The following is a 24,857-nucleotide window of genomic DNA, read 5'->3' on the forward strand; positions in this document are numbered from 1 at the left end:
CGGTCTCGTACGGGCGTGCGCCTCCCGGGGCGGTGGCCATCGGCGCCGCCCGTGCGGGGCGCGTCAGGCCGCGCTCGCCGACTGCTTCGCGGTGGCGAGGCGGCTCAAGAGCATGTAGCACAGGCATGCTACAGCAATCGAATCCAGCGACGGAATAGAAGTCAGACTAAAAACGCCTTTGACTGTCGCAAACCCGACCAGCGACCCGGCAAGCCATGCCGCGAAGGTCGAGAGCTTGAACCTGGCCTCGCGCTGGAGCACGGCGTGGTCGTAGCCCTGGCGGCGGTACAGGAAGTAGTCGGCGATGTAGATGCCGGCCACCGGCGGCGTGGCGATGCCGAGAAACAGCAGGAACGGAATGAACCACGACATGATGTCCATGCTGCCGACGACAGCCGCCAGAACGCCCAATGCGAGCGTGATGCGCCACTTGGGCTGGCGGCTGTACAACGTGTGCACCACGAGGGTGCCCTGGAACATATTGCCCGCGTTGCCCGTGACCGTTGCGAAGATCAGCAGCAGGGCCGCGGGCAGCGCGGCGCCGAACACGGCCGCGGCGCCGAGCAGCGACGACTGCCCGGTGAGCGCGCTCGGCGTGGCGCCGGCCCAGTACAACAGAGGATAGGCGATGAGGAACGTGAGCAGCGCCGCGGCGATGGCGTGCCTGCGGTTGTGTGTGAAGCTGCCGAAATCGGGCAGCGTGGCGACCAGCACGATGATCGTGCCGACGACCGTTGATACCGCGGTTCCCGGGCTCATCGAGCCGAGCGCACTCGCGACGGGTGCGTTCGACTTCAGCGCGACGCTGAGCACGTAGCAGAGCACGAGCGCGATCACCGGCACGGCGAACTGCGCGATCTTGCCGAGCACGGCGAAGCCGAACGCCGTGGACGCGACGAAGATCACGCAGCCGAGCGCGACGAGGACCGGCGCGGGCACCTGCACGCCGTGCTGTGCGAGCAGATCGTGCACCGAATGCCCGAACATGTTCGCGGTCACGGCGATCCATCCGAACAGGCTGACCGCGAGCAGGACGTTGATCGCATGCGCACCTTTCTCGCCGAATGCAAACTTGACGATGCCGTAAGTCGGCATGCGGGCGATATTGCCGATGCTGATGGTGATGGAAGCCAGTATCGCAAGGATCAGGCTGCCGATCGCGATTACCTTGTAGAGCGCCGGCCCCGAGAGCTGGTTGCCGAGGCTCGACGAAGAGAGCAGGACCGGGGTGACGGCAATGCCGAGCAGAATGAGCGCTACGCGGGGCGCGGGCGCGGTATCCCCGGATTCGTTGGTTTTACGCATGACTTTGTCCTTCCTGAGTAAAGCCCTATGACGCTTGACGCTGCGCGATATAGGCGCGCCAGCCGCCGAAGCGGGTGATTTCCGGCTGTCCTTCGACGAGCCAGGGCTCGCCGATCACGCCGAGCACTTCGCTGCCGTCCGCGAGGCGCACCTTGCCGATCGACAGGCCGGCCGGTTCGCCGAGCAGCAGCGTGCCGAGCCCTTCCATCGGCACACGCCACAGCTCGAGCGCCACCTGCGCGCCGCCCGTCTTTACGCGAATCATCGCGGGATGGCGCTCGCCGATGCTCCACAGGCGGTAGCAGGCGTCGGTGTGGCCTTCGCACACGAATTGCGCGTTGACCGCGACCATGTTCGGGTTGAGTTCGAGGTCCCGCATCAATGTGCCGTTGACGGCGATGAGCGTGGTGTTGGTCGTCATGAGTGACTCCCCTTCAGGGTGTGTTGAGGTGGTTCGCTTACTGCGTGATCCACGTGCCGGTGTGGTGCTCGAGCGCGCGGCCGATCGCGGCGGGGCTCGTGATGAGGCCTTTGCCCGCGTGGCCGTCCAGGCCGCTCGCGTCCACGAATTGCAGGATTGCCTCGACCTTCGGCAGCATGCTGCCCGCGCCGAACTGACCTTCGCGAATCAGCGCCCGCGCCTCGGCGCGCGTAAGCCGGTCGAGCCAGCGCTGCTGTGGTGTGCCGAAGTTCACGGCGACCTGCTCGACGCCCGTGGGAATCATCAGCAGGTCCGCGCCGAGTTGACTCGCCAGCAGCGCCGAAGCGAGATCCTTGTCGATGACGGCTTCGACCCCGCGCAGCAGGCCGGCTTCATCGCGCACGACCGGAATACCGCCGCCGCCGCATGCCACGACCACGACGCCCTGGGCAAGCAGGGTCGCGATCACGTCGCTCTCCACGATTTCGAGCGGCCTGGGCGAGGGCACGGTGCGGCGCCAGCCGCGGCCGGCGTCTTCCATCAGCGTCCAGCGCAGTTCCGCTTCGCGGCGGCGCGCCGTGGCTTCGTCGAGGAACGCGCCAACGGGCTTGGTCGGATGGTCGAACGCGGGGTCGCCGGGACTCACGCAGGTCTGCGTGACCAGCGACGCCACGCGGCGCGGCGTGCCCCGGCGCTTGAGCTCGTTGCTGAGCGCCTTCTGGAACATGTAGCCGATGGCGCCTTGGGTGTCGCCAACGGCGTAATCGATGGGCACGCCGCAGACTTCCTGCGCGGCGAGTTCCGAGCGGCGCAGAATGAAGCCCACCTGGGGACCGTTGCCGTGCGTGAGCACGAGGTTCCAGCCGGCTTCGATCATGTCGGCGAGGTGGCCCGATGTCTCCACGACCGCTTCATATTGATCAGGAATGCTGACGTGGTGATCGTCGCGTATCAGTGCATTGCCGCCGACTGCGACGACTGCGAGAGGTTTTGCGTTCATGATGTTCTGGTTTCCTGTTCATGCGGATGCGCATGCAGATGCGCGCGGACTTGCTCGGCGAGCGCGCGGATGGCATCGACGAAACACGGCATGGGCGCCGTCGTGATACCGGCGCCGATCTGCCCGACCCCGGCGAGGCGGTGCGCGATGCCCGTGTTGATCACGGGGAGAATGCCGCGGTCGGCGACCTTGCGTGCGTCGATGCCGGCGGCCGTGGGGGCGAAGTTCAGCGCCGGCAGCGTGAAAGCCGGATTGCTGCCGAGCGTGATCGATTGCATGCGGCGGCTGTGGTTCACGGCGTCCGCGGGCGTGCCGCCCACGAACTTCACGATGGCGGGCGAGGACGCCATGGCGAATCCGCCCACGCCCGCGGTCTCGGTGATCGCACTGTCACCGAGATCGGCCGCCGCGTCCGCGACGCCGTAGCCGGGGAAGAACAGCCCTTCCACGGGATTGGCTGGCGCCTGGAACCATGTGTCGCCGGTGCCCGAGAGGCGTATGCCGAAGTTCACGCCGTTGCGCGCCATGACGGTCACCATCGAACTGAACGGCACGGCTGCTGCTGCGTCCATCATGGATTTGCAGGCGGCCATCGAGAGGTTCAGGAAGAAGTGGTCGTTTTCGACGAGCGCCTGGGTCACCGCGCGTATCTGCTCGAGCGGCAAGCCGGTATCGAGCAGCGCCGGCACGATGCGCTTGATGAAGAGCCCCGTGGCGGCCGCATTGCGGTTGTGGACCTCGTCGCCCATCTGCAGCGCCTGGGCCATCAAGGGCCTGAGTTCGATCGGGCCGCTTGCCGCAAGCGCGGCCTTCAGTGCCGGTGCCAGCGTCTGTTTCATCCAGCGCAGGCGCGCGAGCACGTCCGGGCCGTTTGCGCCGAAGCGCAGCACCTTGCCAAGCCCTTCGTTGAAATTGCTGTACGCATGGCGGCCGTTCGCGCTGTTCTGTACCACGAAGAGCGGCATGGACGGGCTGATGACGCCGGCCATTGGGCCGACGGCGTCATGATGATGGCAGGGTTCGAGGCTCACGCCGCCTTCGCGCGCAAGACGTTCGGCATCCTCATGATTGTCCGCCCAGCCCTCCAGCAGGATCGCGCCGACGATCGCGCCCTTGACGGGCCCGCACATCTGCGCCCATGCGATGGGCGGGCCGGAGTGCAGGATCAGCTTGCGCGCGGCCATCGCGGCGATGGCCTCGGAGGCGGGCTTCACGTCCACGAGCATGGGCTGCGCCGCGAGATATTGCGCGAAGGCCCGCTGGTTCGCCTGTTCGACGAGCGGGTGGGCGATCAGCGACGCGAGGTCGAGGCCGGCCGCGACCTCGCCGAGCGCCGGCGGCTGCCAGGCGAGGCGTGTCACTTCCGCGTTGGCGAGCTCGAGGTTATCCGCGAAACTGGCGAGACCGCAGTTCAAGACAGAAAGCGTTTGTTCAAAGAGTTGGGTCATTGTCCTGCTCCATTACCGGGTGGCCTGAAGGCTGGCGACGTGGGCCGCCGAGCGCGCGGCTTGGGCGTTGCAGCCGGCCACCAGCACACCGGCTTCGCGCAGCGCTTCAATCTGCCGGCTGCGCACTTGCGGGTCGTTTTCGGTCCCGCATACGTGGGCGATCATGACGGGTAACGCGCTTTCGCCGGCGCGAGCAGTGGCGATGGCGGCGACGATGCCGGCCACCGGATCGGCCGCGGCGCCATAGCCGAGCACGAGATCGAACACCACGACCGCGACTTCGGGGTCGAGCAGCTCGGCGAGCATGCGCTCGTCGCGCAGCGTGGGGTCGATCATCGGATGCGGGCGGCCGCGCGTGAAATCGTCGTCGCCCATGTCGACCACGGTGTGGCCGACGCTGTGCCAGATGTCGGCGAGCCGCGCGTTCCCTGCCACCGGCGTGTTGGATGACGCCGTTAGCCCCCCGTCGCGGCACAGCAACTGGGTCTCGTAGCAAAACGTGCCGCCGGCGAATACGCCGCGCAGAAAGCGGCGGCCCGGCGGCAACGCGCGCGCCATTGCGCCGAGCGTGGCCGCGTGGTGCTCGTCGAGCTGCGCGGCGGAGTCCGGCAGGGGCGTGCCGGCGAGCAGGGCCACGGCGCATTCGGCCGCGTCGGCGAGTGTCGTGGCCACCTGGATTCCGGGCGCTTGCAGCGAGTCGGGCGCCGCGCCGAGAAAGTTCACGACCACCGGCTTGCGCGCGGCCTGGGCCCGCTCCAGCACGCGCTGCGCCACATCCGCCGCGGGCGGCTTGGAGACGAGGACAATCACGCGCGTGGCCGGGTCTTGCGCAAGCGCGTCGATGCCGTACAGCATCGAAATGCCCCCGATTTCCTCGTGCAGATCGTGGCCGCCCGTGCCGAGCGCCTGGGAGATGCCGAAGCCCAACTGGTCGATCCGGCAGCTGACTTCCTGCAAGCCGGTGCCCGACGCCGCCACGATACCGATGCCGCCGCGCCGCACGACGTTGGCGAAGCCGAGCGGCATGCCGTTGACGATTGCCGTCCCGCAATCGGGCCCCATCACGATCAGGCCGCGTTCGCGCGCGAGCGTCTTGACGGCCTTTTCTTGCGCGAGGCTTACGTTGTCGCTGAACAGCATGACGTGCATGCCGAGTTCGAGCGCCTTGAGCGCCTCAGCGGCGGCGTATTCGCCGGGCACCGAGATCAGCGCCATGTTCGCCTGCGGCGTGCGCTCGCGCGCCATCGCAAGGCTCGTGAGCGGCGCTTCGCGGACTGCTTCGCCGGGCATCTCGGCGGGGCGGGCCGTGAGTCGCTCGCGCGCGAGTGCGAGCGCGGCGTCGCAGGCTTCGTCGCTCCCGCGCACCGCGACGACGAGATCGTTCGGCCCGGCTTCGACGCCCTCGGAGAGGTTGGCGTCCGCAAGCTGCTGAAGATTCGTGGCGGTGCCCATCACGACCGAGGCTTGTTCGATGTTCGCCTGCTTCCGGATGGAGGCGGCGATCTGCATTAACGATACGGAGTCCTGATATAAGCTCCGAAAAACTTCAAATTTGACTGTCATGATTCCTTCCTGCCCTGGTTATGGCTGCCGCATTGGATGCGGCGTGCAGACCTCGCCGATGCCTGCGCTCCTGTTGATTGCCCTGGCAAGCACCGGGCTCGCGTCGCGCGCGATGGCCCGTAGCGTGCGGATACCGTGCAGCATGCCGGCCAGCGTGTCGGCGCCCGACGTGGCGCCAAAGCGCAGCACGGCGTCCACGTGCGGGAGTATGGACACGTGCGCTGCGTTTGCCGCAAACGCGCTCAGCAGCGCGACCACGGGCTCGGAGAAATGGCCTGCAACGGCGAGTTGCAGGTAATGCCGGCTGATGTCCGTAGTCGTGTGCAGACGGCGCTGCACGGCCTCGGCGACGGCTTGCCGATGTGCCTGCACGGCGCGCTCGCCGCGCCAGGGCCACAGCGCCGCGAGATAGCCGAGCAGGTAGTCGTCGCCCTCGGGCGTGAGACCGGCGCCATAGCCGATCAACGCACCGACCTCGTGCGCGAGCGCAGGGCCATCGTGTTGCGGCCCGAGTGCCACTGCGCGCGAGCCGCACGGCCATTGCGGCAGCCATTCCAACTGGTGGCCGCACCATGCCCGCGACGCGGCATGCGCACGCAGGCGGCGCGCCGCGCCCACGTGGAGGACGCTTAGCCGCCATTGCGCGGCCAGGTCGAGCACCCCACTCAGTGCGCGCGGCTGCCAGATCGTTGCGTTGTGCAGATCGATTTCCCAGCCGGGTGAGCGTAGCGACCCGCCATGCAGGACCACGGGCATGCCGTCGAACGCCTGGCTGCGCCAGTCCCAGTGCGCCGGCAACACGGTCCGGACTCCGGTCGGGAAGTCGCCGGCGTTAGCGCCGAGCAACGTGAGCAGAGCGCCGTCGGGCGCGTGCAGATTCAGCGCGCGCCGGAACCGGCTGTGCACGTGCATCGTCACAGGCACCCGCGCGTCGCCCGTGTCCGGGTTGACGCGCTCGACCAGATAGCCGGCCGAAATTGCCTGCAAGGTCGTGGTGGCTGGCATGGTCGGCTCCCGTTCGGCGCCGCGCTCAGGCCCGCAGGGCTTCGACGATGGCGGCGGAGTCGCTGACCCAGCCGAAAATCGCGCCCTGCGCCTTGACCATCTCGAGCGCGGCCTTCTGGAACGCCGGGAAGTACGACCCAACGCAGTCTTGCGGCACGATGCATTCGAAGCCGCGGTCGTTCGCCTCGCGCACGGTCGTGGTCACACAGACTTCGGTCGTGACGCCGCAGACGATCAGCGTGCGGATATCGCGGTTCTGCAGGATCAGATGAAGATCGGTCTGATAGAACGCGCCTTTGCCGGGCTTGTCCACGATGGGCTCGCCAGCGACGGGGTAAAGCTCGGGAATGATGTCGTGACCTTGCTCGCCGCGCACGAGGATGCGGCCCATCGGGCCTTGTGTGCCGATGAAGGTCTCGCCGCCGCGGGTCAGCTTGGCGGGCGGGCAGTCCGTGAGGTCGGGACGGTGGCCTTCGCGGGTATGCACGACAAGCAGCCCCGCGGCGCGCGCGGCGGCCAGCACGCGCTTGCATGGCTCGATCGCGCCGCGCACGAGCGAGACGTCGTTGCCCAGCGCCTCGCCGAAGCCGCCCGGCTCGACGAAGTCGCGCTGCATGTCGATCATGACGAGCGCGGTGCGCTGCGGATCGAAGGGCAGGGCAAACGGTTCCGCGGCGAATGATTTCGAGCTCACGCTAAACTCCTTTTGATAGTAAAACAAAGCTATTAATGGCAAATTCAAGAAAATATAAAAATGTGCGGTACGGGCTTCATTTATGTAAATTAAAATAGTCGATTAATTTTAACGAACCCAACCAGCCGGAATTAATTTTAGTCGATCGAAATGGCGGGATGGGCCGAAATAATTGCTCGCACAGCAACAAATAATTTGAAAACGTCTGTCTGGAGTGCGGCCGGGGAAGCTGGAAAACGTAATGAAGACAGGGCGTTACGTGCTGACGGACGGAGTGGGGTCTGCGGCCGCCCGGTTAGGGTGGCGTAAGGTCGCAGCAAAAGCCCCGATGCATCGATTGATCGTCGACCCGGTTTTGTCTTGATAGAGATAAGCCGTTTGAGGTCTGGCTTGGGTTGGTTTAAGAACTTGATGAGATTTAATGCCGGCCGGCATTCGCCGAGTTTGGTGGCGGATAATCTGGCTTTCACTTCGTTGTACGCGCAACCAGGCGCGCAACCGTGCGCTCAGCTACGCACGGTCAGCAGATTGGCATCGCGCGCGAGGCGCCATTGGCCGTCGGCGCCTTTTTGCAGCAGCGTGAGCGTGTAGCCGGCCCGGCGCACCGTGTCGCCGTCCGGTGGCGTGACGGCGATGTCGATCTGGTTGCGAATGAACGCCCAGTCGCCGAGGATCTTCAACTCCACGATCCCGGTCTTGCCCTCGATCGTCATCCCTTCCATGCCCTTCGAAGCGGCGGCAAACGCTGCCTTGCCGAACGGCTCCTGCCCCGGAACCATGAAGACCGCATCGTCGGTCATCAGGCCGAGGACGGTGGCCGTATCGCCGCGCTGGCTGGCGGCCATCCAGCTTTCCACGACCTGCCGGATGGCTCGTTCGTCGTCGCTCATGTCGCGCTCCTTTGCAGTGGCGTTGCAATGGCGCTGCAATGGCTTTGCAGCGCGTGGCCCTTACGACTTCTCGGGCAGAAACCAGTTCATCACGAGCGCGCAGATACCGCCCGTCGCGACGCCCGATTCCAGCACGTTCTTGAGCGCGTGCGGCAGACTCGCGAGGATCTCGGGCACCTGCGAAACGCCGAGTCCGAGCGCCAGCGAGACCGAGATGATGAGCAGCGCGCGGCGGTCGAGCCGGACGCCCGCGAGGATATTGATGCCCGACGCAGCCACGGCGCCGAACATCACCATGGCCGCGCCGCCGAGCACGGGCTCGGGCACGGCTTGCAGCGCGCCCGCGACCGGCGGGAACAGGCCGAGCACCACGAGCATGCCCGCGATCCAGATGCCCACATGTCGGCTCGCGATGCCGGTGATCTGGATCACGCCGTTGTTCTGCGCGAAGACCGAGCTCGGAAACGTATTGAACACGCCGGCGATCAGCGAGTTGGCGCCGTTCACGAGCACGCCGCCCTTGATGCGCCGCATCCACACGGGGCCTTCGACGGGCTCCTTCGAGATCTTGCTGGTGGCCGTGACGTCGCCGATGGCTTCGAGCGAGGTGACGAGATAGATGATCAGCATCGGCACGAACAGCGACCACGAGAAGCCGAGGCCGAAATGCAGCGGGGTCGGAATCTGGAACAGCGCGGCTTCGCGCGCGCCCGTGAAGTCGAGCCGGCCCATCGCGCCGGCCACCACGTAGCCGATCGCGAGCGCGATCACGAGCGCCGTGCTGCGCACCCAGACGATGGGCACGCGGTTGAGCACAATGATGGTGCCGAGCACGACGCACGACAGGGTGAGGTTCTCGGGGTTCGCGAAGGTGCCCTTGGCGATGGCGCCATAGCCGCCCCCCATGCTGATGAGGCCGACCTTGATAAGCGTGAGGCCGATCAGCAGCACCACGATGCCGGTGACGAGCGGTGTGATGAGCCGCTTGATGAAGGGCAGGATGCGCGAGACGCCCATCTCCACGAACGATCCCGCGATCACGACGCCGAAGATCGCCGACATCACCGTGGTCACGGGCGCGCCCTCTTTGACCATGAGGCTGCCGCCCGCGATCAGCGGGCCGACGAAGTTGAAGCTCGTGCCCTGCACGATCAGGAGGCCCGCGCCCAGCGGCCCGAAGCGCTTGCACTGGAGGAAGGTGGCGATGCCCGAGATCACGAGCGACATCGAGACGATCAGCGTGGTGTCGCGGCTGGAAACGCCCAGCGCCTGGCAGATCAGGAGGCCCGGCGTGACGATGGGCACGATGATGGCCAGCAGGTGCTGGAGGGCGGCCACGAAGGCGAGCGTGGGGGCGGGCCGGTCGTCGGGACCGTAGACGAGATCGCGGGCGAGGTCGGCGGCGTCGTCGCCGTGGGAAGCGGGCTGGGCGGGGGAGGCGGGTTGCATCGGGGAACGGCGGCTCAGGCGGTCAAGGGTCGAAGGAGGGAAACTCGGAAAACGCACGAAAGTGCGAGATTTTAACGGCAAGACCGGGCGCGCGCCTGGAAAAGCCGCGAGAGGCATGAATCGCCGACTCTGTGATCGCGCGCGGCGAGACGGTCTTTCACATCATGGGGGCGGGGAGGATCGAGCCCGCGCGGCTGAGCGCGGGTGCGGTGATGCAAGCCGATGGAACGCTCGTTTATCCTGGCGAGCCGGACGCGGAGGTTTGATCGGCAAGGCGTGGCGCATTCACCGCGCGCCTTGCGCGAATGTCACTTCGTGACGTACCAGAGCGCGCTGGTTCCAGGCGCGCTCGTTTGCCGTCTGGGCGCCGGAGCCGGGCTTGCGCCGGTTGCCTGTGTTGACGCTTGTGTCGCCGCTTGCGGCACGCTCACCGGCAAGGTCTGCGCGGGGCTCGCGCTGGCCTGCGGCGCAGGCGCCTTGCCCGACGACGACGCCGTGACATACCAGAGCGCATCCGTGGACATGCCCGATGTGTCGCGCGCAGCGGCCGTCTTCGGCGCGGCGGCCACGCTCGCTCCCGATGCCGCCGTGGCCGGCGCTTGCGCCGTCGCGCTTCCCGCCGCTGCGCCCGTCTTCTGCGCGATCGCCTCGGCGGAGCCGATCTGGAACACCAGCTTGCGCTCCGGCGACGCAATGACCGCATAGGGCGGCTGCGCCTCCCAGCGCAGCACCACGCGCCCGCGCGGCGTCTCCGCGAAGATGGCCGGCACGCGCTTCATGTCGCTGAACTGGACATAGACCTTGGCGCCGTCGTCGAAGACCTGCACGGGTTTCGCGGCATCCGCGCCCGTTACGCTCCAGCCGAAGTTGAAGGCGCCCGCCGGGGCCGATGCGGTGGCGGGCGGTGCCGCTGCCGCAACCGGCTGCATGCCGCGCGACGCATTCATCTTGACCTGGTTGACCTGCAGCGTCGCGAACGGGTTATAGGTCTCGGGCGGCACATACGAGGGCGGGAGGATGGGCATGGGCGAGTCCGGCGAGCTGGTGATGGATTGCGCGGTGGCGTAGACCTTGCGGGCATACGCGAGACGCTTGTCGGGCGACGAGGCGTTATAGGCGCCGATCGCGCTCCACGTGGGGCCGTACTGGCGGATATTCTCCGAGAGTATCCATGCGCCGACGTACGCATTCGTACACGGATCGAACAGGCTCTGCTCCGAGATGCCTTCGCGGGCGAGGCGCGGCAGCCACGAGCTGTTGATCTGCATGAGGCCGATATCGACCGTGCCGTTGCTATTGGCGTTGACGGCATGGGTTTGCGTGCCCGATTCAACCTGTGCAATGGCGCGCATCAGGCTCACGTTGACGTGATGAAACGAGGCCGCATCGTCGATGCAATCGGCGTGAGCCAGCGTGGGCACGGCGCACAGCATGACGGCCTGCATCAGCAAGGCGGGCAGCAATACGCGCAGATAATCGCGGAACGAAGCTGATTTTCGGTACTGCATGATTTTAATGGCCGGCGCGTGGTCTTGCGCGCCCTTTATGCCCTTTTCATTTACCTGCTTCTGCGGATGACGCATGCATCCGATTCTCGGGTACGGATTTTATCGGAGAATTGCGGTGTTGAATCGCTCCGGTTAATAGAGATTGTTAAATGGCGACGCGTGCGGCGAATACCCCTCGGTATTTATTGCTGAAATAATCGTGAAAGTTATAATTCGGCAAAAAATACATGATTTAGTGCCTGGCGCAATCTGGAAACGAGAGTGCGATTTAATATGCATTTTGAATTGCGGGCTTTGGCGATTGCGCGTTTATTTAATGAGGATTTCGAACTATATAGGCGTGTGATGCTTGTCGAAGGCGCCGTCCATGCGGCGCGAGGCCTCCAAAGATAACGCGTGCCTTACGCTACGCGCAGCGTCGTGTCGATACGCGTGCCGCGCTTGATGAAGCGCGTGACCGGCGTCTTTTCGCAGATCTCGGCGAGCCGCGCGCGTTGCGCCTCGTCGAGCGGTCCGTCCACGCTAACGCCGCGGCGGATGTACTGCGTCCCGTCCTCCTCGGCGTGCAGGCTGACTTCCACGCCGATTGTCGCGTTCGGCCATGTCTTGCGCTGCATGTACATGCGCAGCGTGGCGGCCGTGCAGGCGGCGAGTCCTGAGAGCACGAACGCGAACGGCGCCGGGCCGCGATCCTCGCCGCCCTCGTGCGGACCTTCGTCGCCGGTCAGCGCATGGCGCCCGGCTTCGAGGGCGACGACGTAGTTGGGCGCATCGGCGGCCAGATGGGCGGTGGCGGTGGCGAGCGGCATGGTTCACTCCTCGGGGCAGGGCGTTTCGCGTGCCGGCCGGCGTCCGCAGGCGGGCGGCGGGCAGCGAGAGGCGCCGGTTCGGTCGGGGGAGCCGACACGCAGGGCGTGCCGGTTTGGACGATTGTGCCATCGGCGCGTGCGGAGCGTGGCCGCCCTGGCCTCACTTTCCGTTGGTCTGCAGCGTCAGGCCGTTGCGGACCGCACGTACGCCCGCGACGTCACGCGCCACGTCGGCGGCCAGATCGATCTGGCCGGTGTCGGGCACCGTGCCCAGCAGCGTCACGACACCGTCGGCCGCCGTGACGTTGATGCCGTCGACATCGAGCCCGCGCGTGCGTGAAAGCTGGCGCATGACCACTTTGCGCAGCGCCCGGTTGGCGGCCTTCGCGGCTTTTGCTGTGCCCTGCGTGCCTTGGGTGCCCTTCGTGCCCGTTGCGGCCAATGAATCGCTCGCCGCAACGGGCTGCAACGCCGTCGGCACGTTGCCATGCGCCGTTTGCGCCCGCGCGTCTATGGCGCTCGCCGCTGCGAACAAGGCGATGCAAAGCGCAATCGGGTAACTGAACGAACAAGCGTGTTTCAATGGATCTCTCCCTGATCAGAACGCGTGACGGATACCGACCGTCGCGCCCACCGTCGTACCGGCAACGCCGTACAGCGCGCCGTTGACCGACAAGCCCGTATTCATCGCGCCGTGGTTGTCCACCGAGGCCACCTGCGCGTAGAGCGTGGTCCGCTTCGAGAGGAAATAGCTCGCGCCCAGCGCAGCCAGCAGCGAATGATTGGCCGTGTGGTTGCGGTCGCTGGTCACCCACACGCCGCCGTCCAGATCGAGCGCGGGCGTCACGTACCACGAGAGGCCGCCGCCATAGACGTTGTTGTCGAACGAGCCGGCGACCTTGTAGTTGACGAACGACGCCTTCACCGTGACGGCGCCGAACTTGAGCGCTGCGCCGAGCGTGCGGCCTTCGGCGGCAAGGTCGATGGGCGTGGGCGTGGAGGTTGTGGCGCCGCTGTTGCCGTCGAAGATCGCCGCATTGACCATCAAGCCCGCATATTCGTACTGGATGCTGGCGGAGTATTGCCGGCCCGCCTGGAAGTCGCCGGGCTTGCCGCCGAACGAATACAGTAGACGGGTTTGCAGGCCCCAGAGCGACGGGCTCGTGTACGAGACCGAGTTCGCGCTGAAAATGCTCGTGCCGAGCACGTTGTCCACGAGATTGACGCCGCCGCTGCCGAAGAACGACATGTTGCGCGGGTCGGACGCGTACAGCGCGAGGAAGAACGGCGAGAATTGCAGGCCCGCCTTCACTTCGCCATAGCGGCTGTCGAGCGCGATCCACGCCTCGCAGCCGAACAGGTTGCCGTCGCAATGCGCGAGCGCCCCGTTGGCAACGCTGATCCCGCTTTCGAGCTTGAATTTGGCCTGCATTCCGTCGCCGAGATCCTCGGTGCCGAGTATCCCGAACTGCGAATACGACGACCCGCCGTCGATCATTGAAAGCTGCTTGCCGGCGTTGGCGCCCGTGGCGGCGTCGAGCGTCTTGCTCGTGTACAGCAGGCCGCCGTCGATGAGGCCGAACAGCGTGACATGGCTTTGCGCGTGCGCCGCCGCGCAAAGCAGCATGCCTGCCGTGCATCCGGCAAGACGCCCTGCGCGCCTTTTTTCCTGCAGCATAAGTGTCTCCTCTCACGTCTTCGTTTACCCGAATGGCAAGAAGTTGATGGGTTTAAATGTAGGGAATGCTAATTAAATTGCGTGGTATTACACACGGGTCGAGATCGTGGTAAAGATGGGTAGTCCTGCTTATGTAGACAGGACTGGCGGGCGGATGCGATACCGGCGGGCACCGGAGCGCGCTGCGCCGGTGCCCGCGTGCCGCGTCTAGATCGCCCAGCCGCCGTCGATCGCGATCTCGGCGCCGGTAATGAACGCGCTCTCGTCGCTCGAGAGGAAGGCGACCAGCGCGGCCACTTCGTCGGGCGTGCCGTGACGCTTCAGCGGTGCGGCTTCGGCGCCGATCCGGTTGGTTTCGTCGGGGTTCTCCTTGAGCATGTCGGTGGCGATGAAGCCCGGATGCACCGAGTTGACGCGGATGCCGTGCGGAGCCAGCTCCGCCGCCGCAACCTTGGTCATGCCGCGCACGGCCCACTTGGTGCTGCCGTATGAAATGGCATTGGCGAAGCCGCGCAGCCCGGCAACGGACGAAATATTGACGATGGCCCCTTGACCGCTTGCGCTCAACGGCTGGATCGCGTGCTTCATGCCGAGCAGCGTGCCAAGCTGGTTGACGCGAAAATGTTGCTCGGCCATCTGCGCCGTGGTGTCGCCGAGCGCCGCCGGCCGATAGATGCCGGCGTTGTTGACGAGCACGTCGCATTGCCCGAAGAGACTCGCGGTGCGCTCGAATACGCGTATCCACGACGACTCGTCGGTAACATCGTGCGCGACGAAGGCCGCGCGTTCGCCTAGCTCGCGCGCGAGCGCCTCGCCTTCTTGCGCGAGTAGATCGGTCAATATCACGTTCGCGCCTTCGCGATAAAAGCGCCTTGCCTCGGCCGCGCCCTGGCCGCGGGCGGCGCCGGTAATGACCACTGTCTTGCCTTCGAACCGGTTCATGATCGTGCTCCTTGCTGGTTGCTGTTCCCTATGAAGTGAAACCCCCGGACCCGTGCGCGCATCAGTAGCGGCGCGCGCCGTCTTTCGCGAGCCACGGGTAGCGCGCCGTATCGGCGCCGGCATAGTCCGGGTCGAGATAGATATGGCAGCGCTGGATCTTGAAGTCGCGGATTTCGAACACATCGCACCAGCGCCCCGCGTGCGAGGTGCCGGCACGCCACGTTTCGCCGCTCTTGAGCCGGCCGTGCGAGGTCGCCTCGACCACGACGAGATCGCCCTGCTGAACGAAATTCGCATACATCACGTCATGACCGATTTCGGCAAGAATGCCGAGCAGGTCGTCGAACAGTCTGGCGATTTCGCTGCGGCCGCTCGCGATGCCCCACTTCGGGAAATAGACCTGGGCGTGCTCGTCGAAGAGGCTCAGGATCTCGTCGCCGCGATCCATGCGCTTGAAGTATTCGAGCGCTACGGCCTTGCGTTGCTCATCGGTCATCGACTGGATCTGCATGTGTGTCTCCTTGAAACGCGCAGCGGATTGCCATACCGCCGCGACGGGGTCATGTGAACGGCTGGAAGAGGTCGTGATGCGGGCGCGCGCTCAGCCAGGGGCGGCTTCGGCGGGCGTGGTCTGCTTGATGGCCTCGTCGTGCGCCGCGTGGGCCGCGCGCCATGCGAACGCGATGATCGGCCCCAGCGTGCCGCCGCCGGCCCAGTAGGCGCGCGCGGAAGCCGAGGCGACGCAGTTGCCCACGCCGTACAGGCCGGCGATGGGCGCGCCGAGATCGTCGAGGACCTGCGCGCGGGCGTTGGTCAACGGGCCGCCCTTGGTATCCAGCGTGCCGCCGGCTACCAATGCCGCGTAGTAGGGCCCCGAGTCGGCGAGCGGGTAGAGCGTGGGGTTGCCGTGGTCGAGCGGCTCGCCGGTCGGGCCGTTGAACATGCGCTCGACCAGGCGGTCGCCGCGGTGGAAATCATGGTCCTTGCCTTCGCGCGCAAACGCATTGAAGCGCGCGATCGACGCACGCAGATGCGTGGCGAAATCGTCGTGGAGCTGGGCGTTTCCGGTCAGATGCGCATACTTGCGCAAGCGCTCGCGAATGGCGTCGGTCAACTCGTCGAGCGTTTCGCCGCGCAGCTCGAACGCCTCGTTGCCCGCACGCGGACGGATCAGCCGGCCATACTCCGTGCTGGCGCAATGTTGCTGGCTGCGCTCGTCCCAGATCGCGATCTGGACGAAGTTCGGATACTCGGCGCGCTGGGAGTCCCATGCGAAGAACGTCTGGGCGATTTCGTTATAGGCGAGCTTCTCGTTGACGACGCGCTCGCCGGCTTTGTTCACCCAGAGCATCGAGTCCCCGCCGACCGAGAAGGTGCCCGTGAAGTCGTCGCCGCCGGCCGCCACGCGTTCGAGCGCGACGGGGCACATCCAGGCGTAGTTCATGTTGCGTAGCTGCGCCCCGGCGGCGCTGGCGATGCGCACGAAGTCGCCTTCGTTGCTGCGCGCGGCGCAGCCGCCGACGAACGGCGCGTGCAGGAAATTCGCTCGCAGCGCGGGATCGTGCGTGAAGCCGCCGGTCGCGAAGATCACGGCTTTGCGCGCGGCGAGCGTGAGCGGATCGCCATTCGCACGCGTGCCTTGCACGCCGACGACTTCGCCTGCGCCGTTGCGCACGATCCGCTGCACGCGCACGCCCGTCATGATCTGCACGCCGTCGCGCCGCGCCGCGGCCTGCATCGATTCGACGGCGACCTTTCCGCCATCGGACATCGACTCGCACGCGTCGGCGGGCAGCAGCACGCGGCCACGCGGCGCCTTGTTTTCCGGCAGCTCGGCCCAGTAATCGGTAACGTCGGCGCAATGGCGGTAGCGCAGCGCGCCGCGCTCGTGCAGCGCTTGCGCCGCCGGCGAGGCGCTTTCGTAGATGGCTTCGAAGGCTTCGTACTCCCAGGGTTCCAGGCCAAGCAGCGGCGCATCGGGCTGGTAGCGCTCGGGGCGCGCGAGCCGCGCCATGTAGCGCAGGCAGTCGTCCTTGTCGTCGACGAGGCCCGCCTCGCGCATCGCATGGTTATTCGGCACCCAGTACCAGAACGCGGCCTTGCGCGCGGTGCCGCCCACGGCGTCGGCTTTCTCGACGAGCGCCACCGAGTTCCCGAGCCAGCGCGCAAAGAGCGCGGCAGGCAGGCCGCCGCCGCCCGCGCCTACCACCACGACATCGTATTCGCCGTCACTGGCCGCAGGCTGTACCGCGGGCGTGGCCGTCTCGCGCCCGGCCCATTTCAAGCTTTGATGCATCGTCTTCCTCCATATGTTTTTCGGTGGTCGATGGAGCCTTCCGAGGGCGGGCTCCGATCTGCCGATAAATATACGTGATAACAAAAAATATACAAAAAGATAAAAACTATGGCGCCGATAGGAATGTATGCCGATGCCTGGATCGACGCGGCGACGGTGTCGTGCGAGGGACGAAGCGGACGAGACGCAAGGCAATGCGCCCGCGAAGACGGGCGCGTCGAAATGGCGATGGAGGGCGATGAGAGAGAACGCGCACGCACCGGCGCGATGAGGGCGACGAGCGCGATGAACGCGCGTGCGCGCAGAGAAGCCGCCGGCTGGCGCCGGGGCACGAGGCACGGTTGAGCTGTTTCAGGCGCCGTAGCGCCGGGTCATGCGGAGATTCAGGACGTCGCGCGGCGTTTGCGTGCGGCGGCGGCCGGGCTCTTGCGCGGCGCGCCGGATTCAGCCGCGCGCTCGAGCACCAGTTGAGTCGTCACGGCGAAATGCTGGACCAGCAACTCGCAGGCGAGGTCCGCGTCGCGCGCGAGCACGGCCTTGACGATCTCTTCGTGCTCCTTGGCCACGTTACGCTCCCCCGCGTGCGCGCTGCCCAGTGACATATGACGGTAGCGCGCCGTCTGGGCGCGCAAGGTGGCCGCGAAATGCTTGAGCCACTTCGAGCGGCAGCCGGCGAGCAGCGTGGTGTGGAAGTTGTCGTGAGCCCGCTCCCACGCCGGGTTCATGCGCGGCGGGTCGCCAATCACGGTCGGCAGGCTGTTGACCTGATGGAACGCCGAAAGCACGGCGCCTTCCCATTCGAGATTGCCGCTTTCGATCGCATCGCGCAGCGCCTCGGATTCGATGCACTGGCGCACCGAAGTCACGTCTTCGAGATCCTCGCGCGACACCTGCGTGACCCGGAAGCCGCGCTGGTCCTCGGCCTCCACGAAGCCGCTCATCGCGAGCCGCGAAACGGCCTCGCGCAACGGAATGACGCCCGCCTGGTAGCGCTCCGCGAGCTCGCGGATCTTGAGCTTCGATCCGGGCGGCAGGGCGCCCGTGACGATGTCCTGAAGAATGGCGTCCGCGAGCACCGATGCCATGGTGCGCGATGCGCCGGTGTCTGCGTTGTCGAGCGTGATGTCCACAAAGTTCTCCTGCATGTGGTGGGCCTGATTATATTCAAAAACGCCTATGTATGCAGAGCTTAGGGTTAACGATCAAAGACGAAAATATATATATTTTGTACTTTTGTATCCAACGGTGGCGCACCGGTCGCCACCCCTCACCTGAACTGGAGAAGTCATGCGTTACGTGAATTTTTCGCCCGATGGGAAGACCCGTCAGTTGGGCTTGCTCGAAGGCTCGACGATCGTGTCGCTGGGCGATGCCACGCTGGAGCAGTTGCTGACGCAAGGCACGGATCTGCGGGTCTGGGCCGAGGCCCGGCGGCCGTCCGGCACCCAATCCGGCACCATCTACAGCGCGAGCGAGGTCACGCTGCTGCCGCCCCTCACGCGGCCCGGCAAAATCGTTTGCGTGGGTCTGAACTACGCGGATCATACGAAGGAAAGCCCGTACGAGCAGCCCTCTTACCCGACCCTGTTTCCGCGCTTCAACACGAGCCTGATTGCGCACGACGCGCCGATGATCCGCCCGCTCGTGTCCGACTCGCTGGACTTCGAAGGCGAGATGGCCGTGGTGCTCAAACGCGGCGGCCGTCACATTCCTCAGTCGAAAGCGCTCGATTGCGTGGCCGGCTACTCGGTGTTCAATGACGGCTCGGTGCGCGAATATCAGTTCAAGGCGCCGCAATGGACGGTCGGCAAGAACTTCGACGGCACCGGCGCGTTCGGCCCCACGCTCGTGACCGCCGACGAAGTGCCGGCCGGCGGCAAGGGGCTCAAGCTGGAGACGCGCCTGAACGGCAAGGTCGTGCAGTCGGCGAACACCGACGACATGCTGTTCGACGTGGCCACCCTGATTGCCGTGATCAGCGAAGCGATCACGCTCGAAGCCGGCGACGTGATCGTGAGCGGCACGCCGGCCGGCATCGGCTGGGCCCGCGAACCGAAGCTGATCATGCGCGACGGCGACGTCTGCGAGGTCGAGATCGAAGGCCTTGGCGTGCTGCGCAACGTCGTGCGCGACGAAGTCCCGCAGCGCTGAGCGCGCGGGCAGCGGCCACAAACAAGTGGCCCCGACAAAATAGAGGACACAGGAGCAGACATGAGACAGATTCGCGTACCCGTATTCGTGGTGGGGGCCGGTCCCGCCGGACTGACCACGGCCGCGTTGCTGGCCAGCTACGGCGTTGAAGTGCTGGCCATCACGCGCTATCCGGGCACGGCGCATTCGCCGCGCGCGCACATCACGAATCAGCGCACGGTCGAGGTGTTTCGCGATCTCGGCATCGAGGATCGCGTGCGCGCGCTCGCGACGTCGCACGCGCTGATGAGCAATAACGTGTGGGCCACGAGCTTCGCGGGCACCGAGTTCGCGCGCCTGCAAACGTGGGGCACGGGAATCAAGCGCAAGTCCGATTACGAGGCCGCGAGTCCCTCGCAGATGTGCAATGCGCCCCAGCATCTGCTCGAACCCGTGATCCTCACGGCCGCGCGCGAATATGGCGCGAAGATGCTGTTCAACACGGAGCTGGTGTCGATCCGGCAGACCGACGAAGCCGTGTACTCGCGCGTGGTCGACCGGCTCACGGGCGAGGAGTTCGAGATCGTGTCCGACTACGCGGTGGGCGCGGACGGCGCGCAGAGCCTCGTCGTCAAGCAGCTCGGCTTCGAGCTCGACGGCGAGATGGGGCTCGGCTGCGCGGTCAATTGCTGGCTCGAGGCCGACCTCACGAAGTACGTCGCGCATCGGCCCGGCGTGCTGTACTGGATGTGCCAGCCGGGCAGCGATTACTGGGTGGGCAGCGGCACCTGGATCTGCGTGCGGCCCTGGAACGAGTGGGTGCTGCTGTTCATGTACAACCCCAGGGACGGCGAGCCCGACTTGAGCGAGGAAGCCGTGATCGCACGCGCCCGCGCGACGATCGGCGACCCGGACGTGCCCATCCGCGTGAAGGCCGTCTCGAAGTGGACGATCAACCGCATGCACGCGCGCAACATGGTCAAGGGCCGCGTCGCGATCGCGGGCGATGCGGCGCACCGCCATCCGCCGGCCAACGGGCTTGGCTCGAATACCTCGGTTCAGGACGGCTTCAATCTCGCGTGGAAGCTCGCGATGATCGTGAAGGGCCAGGCGTCGCCCGCGCTGCTGCAGACCTACTCGGACGAGCGCCAGCCGGTCGCCGAGGGCGTCGTGAACCGCGCCATCAAGTCGGTGGGCGAGATGCTGCCGATCGCGAAGGCGCTCGGTTTTACCGAAGGGCAGAGCGTCGCGGACGGCTGGAAGTCGCTCGACGAACTGCTTTCCGAAGGCGAAACGGGCCGCGCGCGCCGCAAGGCGCTCGCCGAGGCCATCGATTTGCAGAACTATCAATTCAATTGCCACGGCGTCGAGCTGGGGCAGCGCTATACGTCGCCGGCGATCGTGCGCGACGGCGCGACGTTTCCCGCGCCCACCCGCGATCCCGAGCTGTACTATCACGCAACGACCACGCCGGGCGCCTCTATTCCGCACGCGTGGATCGAGCGCGATCGCGAACTCGTCTCGACGCTCGATCTGGTCGGCCACGGCGCGTTCACGGTGCTCACCGGCGCGGGTGGAGAGGCGTGGATCGAAGCCGCGAAGCAGATGGCCGACACGTTCGGCGTGGAGGTGAACGCGGTGACGATCGCGCATGGAACCGGGACGTTCGACGCCTATGGCGACTGGGCGCGGCAGCGCGAGATCGAGGACCACGGCTGCCTGCTGGTGCGGCCGGACCGCTTCGTGGCATGGCGCTCCGAGGCGCTGGCCGACGATCCCGCGGGCGAGCTGCGGCGCGTGTTCTCGCAGATTCTCGGCAAGGCGCCGGGCCAGCCAGCGCAGGACGCCGCGCGTACCGCAGCGACGGCCGGCGCATGAGGGAGGGCATTCATGACATCGTCAATAACGGACTCAACCGCGGGTTCAACCACGGGTTCCATCACAGATCGCGCTGCGTTTGGCGTGCATAGCGTCGACCACTTCGCGCTCGACGTGCCGGATCTTGCCGAGGCGCGGCGCTTCCTCTGCGCGTTCGGCTTCGATATCGAAGACCGCGAAGCACCCGAAACGGAGCTGTTGCTGCGCGCTTCGGCCAGCCCCCATGTCTGGGCCCGCGTTCGCCAGGGGGGGCGCAAGCGGCTCGCGTGGCTGTCGTTCAACTGCTTCGCCGACGATTTCGAGCCGCTGCGCGCGCAGATCCTGCGTGCGGGGGGGCGCGAGGCCCCGGCGCCGGCGCACGCGCCGCAGGACGGCTTCTGGTTCGAGGACCCGGACGGCAATCTGCTCCAGGTGAGACCCGGCGTGAAGACGTCGCCGGGCTGCAAGCTGTCCGCGCGCCATGAAGCGCAGCCGCCGAAGCTACGCGGAGCGAGCTTCAGGGCCCACGCGGCGCCCGCGCGGCCGACGCGCCTCTCGCACGTGCTGATGTTCACGCCCGACGTCGGACGCGCCGTGGCCTTCTACGAGCGTGCGCTGGGCCTGCGGCTCTCCGATGGCTCCGAGGGCATCGTTGCGTTCCTTCATGCAAGGCACGGCAGCGATCATCACATGGTTGCGTTTGCGCAGGGCACGGCGAAGGGCTGGCATCACAGCGCGTGGGACGTCCCCACGGTCGACGAGGTGGGGCTCGGCAAGATGCAGATGGCGCATGCGGGGTACAAGGAGGGCTGGGGCGTCGGGCGCCACGTGCTGGGATCGAACTACTTTCAGTACGTGCGCGACCCGTGGGGATCGTACTGGGAATATTCTGCCGATATCGATTACGTCGGCGCCGGGACCGAGTGGCCGCGCGGCAACCATCCGCCCGAGGATTCCTTGTATCTCTGGGGCCCGGACGTGCCCGACTATTTCTTCGAGAATACGGAAGCGTCCTGATGCGGCGCGGCGGCTTGCCGAAGCCGGGGGCGTGGTTTTTTCGGTTGATAGCGCTTAGTCTGGTCCACCGCAAATGACCCTCGACATCGGCCCGCGCACCGGGGTTCCCAACCGATTCACGAGCGCCCTGCAGCGTGCGCGCGCTTCGGCGATTACTTCATCCTGGTCGGCAAACGTGGGCTTGCCGTGCGCATAGACGACGCGCCCGTCGACCATCGTCAGCGACACATCCCGCCCGGACGCGCAATAGACCAGGTTGGCCACCACGTCGAAACAGGGCGCCATGTGCGCACCGGCGAGCGATACCACGGCCAGATCGGCCAGCTTGCCCGGTGCCAGTTGCCCCGCGTCGATGCCTGCGAGCCGTGCGCCTTCGCGCGTGGCCAACTCGAACGCTTCCCACGCGTGCGTGGCTTGCGGATCGAGCGTGGCGAGCCGCTGAACGTACACCACCTGCTTCATGATCTGGAATAGATCCATCAGGTGTCCGGCGGCGCCGTCCGCGCCGATGCCCATGGTGACGCCGGCCTCGCGCAGCGCCCGCAGCCGCACCGCGCCGGAGGCGAGGTATTCATTCGACATCGGATTGTGCGCGATGCCGCAACGCTGGGCGCCGGCCAGCGCCACCTCGTGGTCGTCCAGCCAGATGGCGTGAGCAAACGTGGCATCCGGTCCCAGCAGCCCCTCCTGTGCCATCCAGGCGAACGGCCTGATCCCGTACGCTTGTGCGTAGATCTCCGGGTCGACCCGCGCCTCCGAACAATGCGTGTGCCACTTGACGCCGTATTCGCGCGCAAGCGCCACGGACCCGCGCACCAGTTCGAGATCGTTGTAGATCAGGTTGATCGGCGCGGGCCAGATTTTCACGCGTTCGCTGCGCCACGTGGCAAGGCAGGCACGCATGCTGGCTAATTCATTATCCGTGTCGCTGCGAAAGAGGGCGGGGCTCAGGCCGTTGTCGCGGGCAATCGCCGTATAGGGACCAAACATGCCGCGCGCGACCACGCCGCGCAAGCCCAACTGGTCGAGCATGGCGGCGATGTCGAGCGTGGTTTGCACGTCCGCCGGCGCATAGTGGTTGTCGACGATGGTCGTGGTACCGGCGCTCAGCGCTTCCATGGCGGCCAGGCGCGCCGCCGCGAGCGCTTCGGCCGGCGTGATGCCGGCCGATAGCGGCAGCATGAACTCGCCTAGCCATTGCCACAGTGCCATGCCGTCGCCGAGCCCGCGCCCGGCCACCTGGAACAGGTGGTTGTGGCAGTCGATCAGTCCGGGAATGATGACCTGTCCGCGGCAATCGACGGTAGTGTCCGCACGCCAGTTGGTCATCGCGCCGGCGGTGTCGACCGCGACGATGCGGTTGCCGGCGATCGCCACGGCGCCGTCTTCGAGTACGCGGCGCGTGTCGTCCATGGTGACGACGATGCCGCCGCTCAGCAGCACATCACACGTCGATGTCATTGCACGACTCCTTTCTGCTCGGCGGCGTCGAGACGGGGCTGCGTCTCGCCTTCGAGCTGGACCGAGGCGCCCTGCATGCCGTTGAAAAACAGATTGAGGATCACGGCCGCCACCACAGTGAGCAGCACGCCGCTATGGAGCAGCGGGCTCAAGAGCGGCGGGAAGGCGTCGAAGAATTTGGGCGACAGCGTGGGAATCAGGCCGGCCCCGAGGCTGATGGCGAAGATGAACATATTGTGCTTGTTGGACTTGAAATCGACGCTGTGCAAAATGCGCACGCCCGAGGCCGCCACCATGCCGAACATGACGATCGCCGCGCCGCCCAGCACGTAGTGCGGAATCGACGCAATGATGTGGGCCATCTTCGGCAGCAGCGCCAGCGTGACGAGAATGCCGCTGGCGGCCACGCACACGAAGCGGCTGCGCACGCCGGTGATGCCCACGAGCCCGATGTTCTGGGCATACGTTGTATAGGGGAACGCATTGAAAATGCCGCCGATGGTGGCCCCCAGCGCGTCGGCGCGCAGGCCGCGCGCGAAATCGGCCGGGCTCAGGTTGCGATTGAGAATGATGGACAGAGAAAACAGCAGGCCGATCGATTCGACCATCGTCACGATCACCACCAGCACCATCGTGGCGACCGCGCTCAATTCGAACCTGGGCCAGCCGAACTGGAACGGCCGGACCATCTCGATCCACGGCGTTTCGCGCAAGCCATGGAACGTCACCTTGCCCAGCGCCATGGCGAGCGCCATGCCGGCGGCGATGCCCGCCAGCACTGCGATGTTACCGAGAAAGCCCCGCGCGAAGCGCGCCACCAGCAGCGTGACGGCCAGCACGACGGCGGCCACCGCGAGATAGACGGGATTGCCGAAGTCGGGCACGTCGTAGCCGCCGCCTGCCCAGGCGATGGCCACGCCGAGCAGCCCCACGCCCAGCGAGGTCAGCGTGGTGCCGGTCACGAGCGGCGGAAATAGCCACAGCAGCCGGATCACCACGGGCACGAGCAGGAAGCCGATCACGCCCGCCGCGATGATCGCGCCGTAGAGCCCGGGCAATCCCATGCCCGGCATCAGGCCGACGGCGATCATCGGACCGATGCCCGCGTAGGAGACGCCCATCATCACGGGCAGCCGGATGCCGACCAGTTTGCCGAGGCCGAGCGCCTGCAGCAGCGAGACCACGCCGCAGCACAGCAAGTCGGCGTTGATCAGCGCAGCGAGTTCCTCCGTCGAGAGGTGCAGTGCGCCGCCCACGATCAGGGGCACGGTCACGGCCCCCGCGTACATGACCAGCACGTGCTGCAGGCCAAGGGTCAGCGTCTTGCCGATGGGCAGCTTTCTGTCGATATCGTCCGTATCGCTTGCGGTATTCATGTGTCTCT

Annotated in this window: 22 protein-coding genes and 1 pseudogene; 4 read left to right on the forward strand and 19 right to left on the reverse strand. The window is 66.3% G+C overall.

Features of this window, described 5'->3' with window-relative positions:
- Positions 1–63 precede the first annotated feature (63 nt).
- The 9 genes from U5775_RS01480 to U5775_RS01520 all read right to left on the reverse strand — a co-directional run bounded on the left by U5775_RS01480 (position 64) and on the right by U5775_RS01520 (position 9,775).
- A complete protein-coding gene (locus U5775_RS01480) occupies positions 64–1,305 on the reverse strand; it encodes a cytosine permease (RefSeq protein WP_322056343.1) in 1,242 nt (413 codons plus the stop codon).
- Between the two features lie 25 nt (positions 1,306–1,330).
- Positions 1,331–1,726, reverse strand: a complete 396-nt coding sequence (locus U5775_RS01485; protein ID WP_322056344.1) for a glutamyl-tRNA amidotransferase — start codon at positions 1,724–1,726, stop codon at positions 1,331–1,333.
- A gap of 37 nt (positions 1,727–1,763) precedes the next feature.
- A complete protein-coding gene (gene arcC / locus U5775_RS01490) occupies positions 1,764–2,726 on the reverse strand; it encodes a carbamate kinase (RefSeq protein ID WP_322056345.1) in 963 nt (320 codons plus the stop codon).
- Positions 2,723–4,174, reverse strand: coding sequence for a DUF1116 domain-containing protein (locus U5775_RS01495; protein WP_322056346.1), 1,452 nt, complete (start codon positions 4,172–4,174; stop codon positions 2,723–2,725). The genes arcC and U5775_RS01495 overlap by 4 nt, the downstream gene beginning before the upstream one ends.
- Before the next feature lie 12 nt (positions 4,175–4,186).
- Positions 4,187–5,737 (reverse strand): acyl-CoA synthetase FdrA, encoded by a 1,551-nt coding sequence (fdrA, locus tag U5775_RS01500; protein WP_322056347.1) that lies wholly within the window; start codon positions 5,735–5,737, stop codon positions 4,187–4,189.
- An 18-nt stretch (positions 5,738–5,755) separates the two neighbouring features.
- Positions 5,756–6,742, reverse strand: coding sequence for a DUF2877 domain-containing protein (locus U5775_RS01505; RefSeq protein WP_322056348.1), 987 nt, complete (start codon positions 6,740–6,742; stop codon positions 5,756–5,758).
- A 25-nt stretch (positions 6,743–6,767) separates the two neighbouring features.
- A complete protein-coding gene (locus U5775_RS01510; RefSeq protein ID WP_322056349.1) occupies positions 6,768–7,436 on the reverse strand; it encodes a cysteine hydrolase in 669 nt (222 codons plus the stop codon).
- 506 nt (positions 7,437–7,942) lie between these two features.
- Positions 7,943–8,326, reverse strand: coding sequence for an SgcJ/EcaC family oxidoreductase (locus U5775_RS01515; protein WP_322056350.1), 384 nt, complete (start codon positions 8,324–8,326; stop codon positions 7,943–7,945).
- Positions 8,327–8,386: 60 nt separating this feature from the next.
- Positions 8,387–9,775, reverse strand: coding sequence for a uracil-xanthine permease family protein (locus U5775_RS01520; protein ID WP_322056351.1), 1,389 nt, complete (start codon positions 9,773–9,775; stop codon positions 8,387–8,389).
- A 119-nt stretch (positions 9,776–9,894) separates the two neighbouring features.
- Here U5775_RS01520 and U5775_RS01525 point away from each other — a divergent pair.
- Positions 9,895–10,041, forward strand: a pseudogene (locus U5775_RS01525) (DUF488 domain-containing protein); the annotation flags it as partial.
- A gap of 42 nt (positions 10,042–10,083) precedes the next feature.
- On the opposite strand, the gene U5775_RS01530 reads toward U5775_RS01525, so the two are convergent.
- The 8 genes from U5775_RS01530 to U5775_RS01565 form a co-directional block, all read right to left on the reverse strand.
- Entirely contained in the window at positions 10,084–11,283 is a 1,200-nt protein-coding gene (locus U5775_RS01530; RefSeq protein WP_415913491.1) for a transglycosylase SLT domain-containing protein, read from the reverse strand.
- 401 nt (positions 11,284–11,684) lie between these two features.
- The gene (locus U5775_RS01535) at positions 11,685–12,092 is read right to left on the reverse strand and encodes an OsmC family protein (RefSeq protein WP_322056352.1); all 408 of its coding nucleotides are present in this window, start codon (positions 12,090–12,092) and stop codon (positions 11,685–11,687) included.
- Positions 12,093–12,252: 160 nt separating this feature from the next.
- Positions 12,253–12,675 carry a BON domain-containing protein gene (locus tag U5775_RS01540; RefSeq protein WP_322056353.1) on the reverse strand — a complete coding sequence of 141 codons (423 nt, stop codon included), beginning with the start codon at positions 12,673–12,675 and terminating at the stop codon, positions 12,253–12,255.
- A gap of 15 nt (positions 12,676–12,690) precedes the next feature.
- Positions 12,691–13,770, reverse strand: coding sequence for a porin (locus U5775_RS01545; protein ID WP_415913492.1), 1,080 nt, complete (start codon positions 13,768–13,770; stop codon positions 12,691–12,693).
- Positions 13,771–13,977: 207 nt separating this feature from the next.
- Positions 13,978–14,712 carry a glucose 1-dehydrogenase gene (locus U5775_RS01550; protein WP_322056354.1) on the reverse strand — a complete coding sequence of 245 codons (735 nt, stop codon included), beginning with the start codon at positions 14,710–14,712 and terminating at the stop codon, positions 13,978–13,980.
- A 61-nt stretch (positions 14,713–14,773) separates the two neighbouring features.
- On the reverse strand, positions 14,774–15,223 hold the full coding sequence (locus U5775_RS01555; RefSeq protein WP_322056355.1) for a nuclear transport factor 2 family protein: 450 nt from the start codon (positions 15,221–15,223) through the stop codon (positions 14,774–14,776).
- Positions 15,224–15,313: 90 nt separating this feature from the next.
- A complete protein-coding gene (locus tag U5775_RS01560; protein WP_322056356.1) occupies positions 15,314–17,008 on the reverse strand; it encodes an FAD-dependent oxidoreductase in 1,695 nt (564 codons plus the stop codon).
- Between the two features lie 383 nt (positions 17,009–17,391).
- Entirely contained in the window at positions 17,392–18,153 is a 762-nt protein-coding gene (locus tag U5775_RS01565; RefSeq protein WP_322056357.1) for a GntR family transcriptional regulator, read from the reverse strand.
- A 142-nt stretch (positions 18,154–18,295) separates the two neighbouring features.
- Between U5775_RS01565 and U5775_RS01570 the strand changes: the two genes are divergently transcribed.
- From U5775_RS01570 to U5775_RS01580, 3 genes are read left to right on the forward strand one after another with little or no spacing between them, the layout of a single operon-like run.
- Positions 18,296–19,159, forward strand: a complete 864-nt coding sequence (locus U5775_RS01570) for a fumarylacetoacetate hydrolase family protein (RefSeq protein WP_322056358.1) — start codon at positions 18,296–18,298, stop codon at positions 19,157–19,159.
- A gap of 60 nt (positions 19,160–19,219) precedes the next feature.
- A complete protein-coding gene (locus U5775_RS01575) occupies positions 19,220–21,016 on the forward strand; it encodes an FAD-dependent monooxygenase (protein WP_322056359.1) in 1,797 nt (598 codons plus the stop codon).
- Between the two features lie 12 nt (positions 21,017–21,028).
- Entirely contained in the window at positions 21,029–22,012 is a 984-nt protein-coding gene (locus U5775_RS01580) for a VOC family protein (protein WP_322056360.1), read from the forward strand.
- Between the two features lie 54 nt (positions 22,013–22,066).
- On the opposite strand, the gene U5775_RS01585 is transcribed toward U5775_RS01580, so the two are convergent.
- Together U5775_RS01585 and U5775_RS01590 are read right to left on the reverse strand one after the other, a co-directional pair.
- The gene (locus U5775_RS01585) at positions 22,067–23,473 is read right to left on the reverse strand and encodes an amidohydrolase family protein (RefSeq protein ID WP_322056361.1); all 1,407 of its coding nucleotides are present in this window, start codon (positions 23,471–23,473) and stop codon (positions 22,067–22,069) included.
- Positions 23,470–24,849: a nucleobase:cation symporter-2 family protein gene (locus U5775_RS01590; protein WP_322056362.1), complete on the reverse strand. Its 1,380-nt coding sequence runs from the start codon at positions 24,847–24,849 to the stop codon at positions 23,470–23,472. Before U5775_RS01590 ends, U5775_RS01585 begins: the two co-directional genes overlap by 4 nt.
- Positions 24,850–24,857: the final 8 nt, after the last annotated feature.

Source organism: Paraburkholderia sp. J63, from assembly GCF_905220245.1.
In the GTDB taxonomy this organism is placed as follows: domain Bacteria; phylum Pseudomonadota; class Gammaproteobacteria; order Burkholderiales; family Burkholderiaceae; genus Paraburkholderia.

Bases quoted from the DNA above. Each gene is read 5' to 3' on its own strand.
- U5775_RS01550 (WP_322056354.1), bottom strand. From the start codon at position 14,712: ATGAACCGGTTCGAAGGCAAGACAGTGGTCATTACCGGCGCCGCCCGC.
- U5775_RS01480 (WP_322056343.1), bottom strand. From the start codon at position 1,305: ATGCGTAAAACCAACGAATCCGGGGATACCGCGCCCGCGCCCCGCGTA.
- U5775_RS01560 (WP_322056356.1), bottom strand. From the start codon at position 17,008: ATGCATCAAAGCTTGAAATGGGCCGGGCGCGAGACGGCCACGCCCGCG.
- U5775_RS01555 (WP_322056355.1), bottom strand. From the start codon at position 15,223: ATGCAGATCCAGTCGATGACCGATGAGCAACGCAAGGCCGTAGCGCTC.
- U5775_RS01585 (WP_322056361.1), bottom strand. From the start codon at position 23,473: ATGACATCGACGTGTGATGTGCTGCTGAGCGGCGGCATCGTCGTCACC.
- U5775_RS01580 (WP_322056360.1), top strand. From the start codon at position 21,029: ATGACATCGTCAATAACGGACTCAACCGCGGGTTCAACCACGGGTTCC.
- U5775_RS01520 (WP_322056351.1), bottom strand. From the start codon at position 9,775: ATGCAACCCGCCTCCCCCGCCCAGCCCGCTTCCCACGGCGACGACGCC.
- fdrA (WP_322056347.1), bottom strand. From the start codon at position 5,737: ATGACAGTCAAATTTGAAGTTTTTCGGAGCTTATATCAGGACTCCGTA.
- U5775_RS01565 (WP_322056357.1), bottom strand. From the start codon at position 18,153: ATGCAGGAGAACTTTGTGGACATCACGCTCGACAACGCAGACACCGGC.
- U5775_RS01495 (WP_322056346.1), bottom strand. From the start codon at position 4,174: ATGACCCAACTCTTTGAACAAACGCTTTCTGTCTTGAACTGCGGTCTC.
- U5775_RS01590 (WP_322056362.1), bottom strand. From the start codon at position 24,849: ATGAATACCGCAAGCGATACGGACGATATCGACAGAAAGCTGCCCATC.
- U5775_RS01575 (WP_322056359.1), top strand. From the start codon at position 19,220: ATGAGACAGATTCGCGTACCCGTATTCGTGGTGGGGGCCGGTCCCGCC.
- U5775_RS01505 (WP_322056348.1), bottom strand. From the start codon at position 6,742: ATGCCAGCCACCACGACCTTGCAGGCAATTTCGGCCGGCTATCTGGTC.
- U5775_RS01570 (WP_322056358.1), top strand. From the start codon at position 18,296: ATGCGTTACGTGAATTTTTCGCCCGATGGGAAGACCCGTCAGTTGGGC.
- U5775_RS01535 (WP_322056352.1), bottom strand. From the start codon at position 12,092: ATGCCGCTCGCCACCGCCACCGCCCATCTGGCCGCCGATGCGCCCAAC.
- arcC (WP_322056345.1), bottom strand. From the start codon at position 2,726: ATGAACGCAAAACCTCTCGCAGTCGTCGCAGTCGGCGGCAATGCACTG.
- U5775_RS01545 (WP_415913492.1), bottom strand. From the start codon at position 13,770: ATGCTGCAGGAAAAAAGGCGCGCAGGGCGTCTTGCCGGATGCACGGCA.
- U5775_RS01485 (WP_322056344.1), bottom strand. From the start codon at position 1,726: ATGACGACCAACACCACGCTCATCGCCGTCAACGGCACATTGATGCGG.
- U5775_RS01515 (WP_322056350.1), bottom strand. From the start codon at position 8,326: ATGAGCGACGACGAACGAGCCATCCGGCAGGTCGTGGAAAGCTGGATG.
- U5775_RS01530 (WP_415913491.1), bottom strand. From the start codon at position 11,283: ATGCAGTACCGAAAATCAGCTTCGTTCCGCGATTATCTGCGCGTATTG.